General features: G+C 61.3%; 2 protein-coding genes and 1 pseudogene. 2 read left to right on the top strand and 1 reads right to left on the bottom strand.

Annotation, left to right across the window (positions count from 1 at the left end; genetic code table 11):
• Positions 1-107, top strand: a pseudogene (locus tag EET03_RS25750) (IS982 family transposase); the annotation flags it as partial.
• Positions 108-364: 257 nt separating this feature from the next.
• Here the strand turns inward: EET03_RS25750 and EET03_RS25755 are convergent.
• Positions 365-1,078: a YHS domain-containing protein gene (locus EET03_RS25755; protein WP_244232536.1), complete on the bottom strand. Its 714-nt coding sequence runs from the start codon at positions 1,076-1,078 to the stop codon at positions 365-367.
• Between the two features lie 905 nt (positions 1,079-1,983).
• Between EET03_RS25755 and EET03_RS25760 the strand changes: the two genes are divergently transcribed.
• A partial coding sequence (locus tag EET03_RS25760; protein ID WP_244232537.1) for a condensation domain-containing protein occupies positions 1,984-3,328 on the top strand: 1,345 nt, incomplete at its 3' end.

Genomic DNA, 3,328 nt, shown 5'->3' on the forward strand with positions numbered 1-3,328 from the left:
TCTACGCCCGCGTCGCCCAGCGCCTCCTCGCCCTTGCCGCTGTGATCTGGCACAACTGGAAGATCAACAGCCCAGTCAAGAGGTCACTGATCGCCTACGACCACTGACCAAGGTTGGGAATTACTCATCTAGCGTTGACCTGCAACACTTACACGTTCAAAGCACCCGCGGCGGTCAATACCTCGCGTTGGCCATGGCAGCGATCGAGTACCACGAGGCGGTGGCCATGCTCTTCGGCCTCGAACTAGCCCACGCGGGCGGCAATCTCGGCCTGTCGTTTAATGTTGGCCGTTACACCAGCCTCTCGTTCTCAACGAACGGGCGTGAGTTGGAGGACCCGGGTAACCGGCTGCCGCTTGCCCGTTTATGCTTTGGAGGCCAGGTAGCGGCTGGGGTCGGCGTCGTAGCTGTCGAGGCATACCTGGGAGCAGAAGTACTGCCTGTGCCCGTCGACGTCGCGGTGCCCGGCGGCGCGGCCGATCACGAGCTCCATTCCGCATACCGGGTCGGCTGCCGTGACAACGTCCTTTCGGCCATCACCCAAGTGCCAGCGGGCAGGCTGCGGCTGGGTAATGCCGTAGTCGCGCGCTGTCGCGTCAGTGCGCACCCGTCGCACCGGATCACGCGTAGGCGGTCGCAAGCGCCGGGTCTCGACCTCCCAGACCCAGCCGCTGATGGTCACGTCGTCGGGAATGAGCGGATGGTTCTCAAACACCTCGACCGTCTTCAGCAGCGCCTCGTCGACGTCGTCGGTCATCCCGATCCACTTGGCGAAACCACCCTTGTCGAGCTTTAGCTCGGGCAGCGTCGGATCCAAGATGGGCTCATCGGTATCGATACCCTTGGCCTTGAAGTAGGCCTCAAGGTCGTTGGCGTTGGCTGACAACATCCCACACTGGGTGTGTTGAACGATGACAATCTCGGTGGTGCCAAAAAAGTTCGTCGACAGCATCGCTGATCGGATCGCGTCGTCAGTGACGACCCCCCCGGCGTTGCGGAAGCAGTGCGCATCCCCATGACCGACCGGCGAATCGACCTGGATACCCAGCGCCTCGTTAATTGGCAGGCGCTCATCCATGCAAGCCAGGACCCAGAGTCTGCGGTCCGTAGGGCCAAAGCGGCCGAACCGACGCCGTTTGGCCCAATGCTCATATGCCACGACCTTGGTGGTCAATTCATCCTTCAATGTTCCCACCGTGACTTCCTCCTTCAGTTGGTCCGCACAAGTCAGCTTGCGATGCCGATGACCTACACGGCGGCGGAATCGGGCTATACAGCAACGTCTTAAGCCTTGCGGTGTGTCTACGACCCATCTAGGGCACAAAGTCCTAAACCGGCTATGGGTAGGGGCACCGCGATCAGCGTGGATCGCCAGATCGCGGCTGCTTCTGCTCCCGCAACATCGCGGTATGCGCTGATCTTGAGGAGGGCAAAACCGTAATCATTGAAGCAGTAAACCCGCAGGTACTCGTTATCTTCGCCGGCCCATGGGCCAGCGTGCCATCATTCACCCTCCCGCGCTCATACCCGGGGGGGTAGGGACCTTAGCCACCGCACGCGAGGGCAAAAGGTCTCTACCGGTGGCACTGGCCGACAACGACAGTGGAGCTTGTCACGATGCATACAGGCAGGAGGTCGTTGCCATTAATGCTTTTTCACCGCGTCGTCAACCCGTTAGCACGATGCCACAGAGCAACCGTGATCGTCGGCTGCCGGCTTCTTGCCGCCGCGATAGCACTGCACGCATATGGGAGTCGCGCGGCGGTGACGCGGTCGGAAAGCCGCTAATTGGACACGTTGAGCGCAGCGAACCAACCCAGACGCCACCCGTCGCGGTGCTGACCGATACCGGCACAAGTTGGGGACAAAACTTTTCGTCGGTGCCCGTCGGGCGAGCCTTCCCAGGTTGCGCGATAAGCCAACTCAACGATGTGAACCAATCGGGCGCTGGCCTGCCGGTCTAAAGGGGAGTTCGTCGTCATCATGCTCAACTACGGCACGCAACCCGACATGCTGGGATCGTTAACCGCCGGCCAGCGGTCGATGTGGGCTATCCAACAACTCCGGCCCGAAGTCCCGTACAACTTTGCCGGTTTTCTCGCCATCGATCACGATGTCGACGCCGAGAGGCTCACGGTTGCGTGCGAAGCGGCGGCGGCGCGGTTCGGCACACCATGCGCGCGGCTATCCCTCGTGGACGGTGAACCGGTCTTCATCGTCGACCGCTTGGTCCCGCAGACCCTACGCTGTCTGCGTTGCATCGACCTGCGCGCCGAATCTGATCCGGTCGCAGCCGCTCGTAGCTGGATGAACAACAACTCCCGCAAACCAATTGATCTGGCCGGTGACCAACTCACCGACTTCGCGCTGCTGCGGATCACCGACAATCTGTCGTACTTCTACTTGCATGCGCACCACGTTCTCTTCGACGGGTATGGCGCCAACAATTTCATCCGGCATATCGCGGCCGCCTATTCGGGATCAGCCCCCGACACCGCCGAAGTCGACTTCTCCGAGTTTGCCCTGATCCGTGACGCAGATCAGAAGTATCAGCAGTCTGCGCGCAGTCATGCGGATGCCGAGTATTGGCAGACCATCGTGCGCGGCTCCCTGGACGTCACCGACCTGGGCGGGCGACGGAGATCAGCGGCACCACGCCACCCGCAGATGCACGAGCTGGTGTGCCGGCATCTATCGGAGAACCACCAGCTCGATGTCGCACGGGTTATCGCGACAATGGCGGTGTTCATCGCGAAAACCAAAGGACGCGACAATGTCTCGATGTCGCTGCCAGTCTCGGCGCGCACGACTGCGGGGCTGAAAAGATGTGCGGGCATGGTGGCCAATATGGTGCCGCTGCGCATCTGCGTCGATGACGGCGACACGATTGGCGCACTGACCGATCGGGTTGCCAAGGCGGTGGTCGGTGCGCTACGGCATCAACAGTTCCGGCGCTGGCCGGGCCTCATTGACGACGCAACCCATCTCGACAACCTCGATTTCGGCCCGATCATCAACATCCTCGATTTCGCCACCCCGTTTCGTTTCGGGTCTTCCGAACCCATGTACAACGTCTTGACCAACGGCCCCATCCAAGACATCGCCATCAATATCTATCCGCGGCTGGGTCACGGCGCGCCGCGAATTCAGCTCGCGTGGAATCCAGACCGCTACACCGCCGACGAGATCGCCAGACACATCACCCGTTTGGAATTGCTCTTCGATCGTCTACTGGTGGCGGATGCGTGGGTGGTGGTGGGGGAGGTGTCGTTGCTGGATCGCGGTGAGCGTGAGTTGGTGGTGTCGGGGTGGTCTGGTGTGCGGGTGG

Source organism: Mycobacterium innocens, assembly GCF_900566055.1.
GTDB classification, from domain to species: Bacteria; Actinomycetota; Actinomycetes; order Mycobacteriales; family Mycobacteriaceae; genus Mycobacterium; species Mycobacterium innocens.

What these genes read in the sequence shown, in the direction of transcription:
- EET03_RS25755 (WP_244232536.1), bottom strand. Translation starts at nt 1,078, where the DNA reads ATGGATGAGCGCCTGCCAATTAACGAGGCGCTGGGTATCCAGGTCGAT.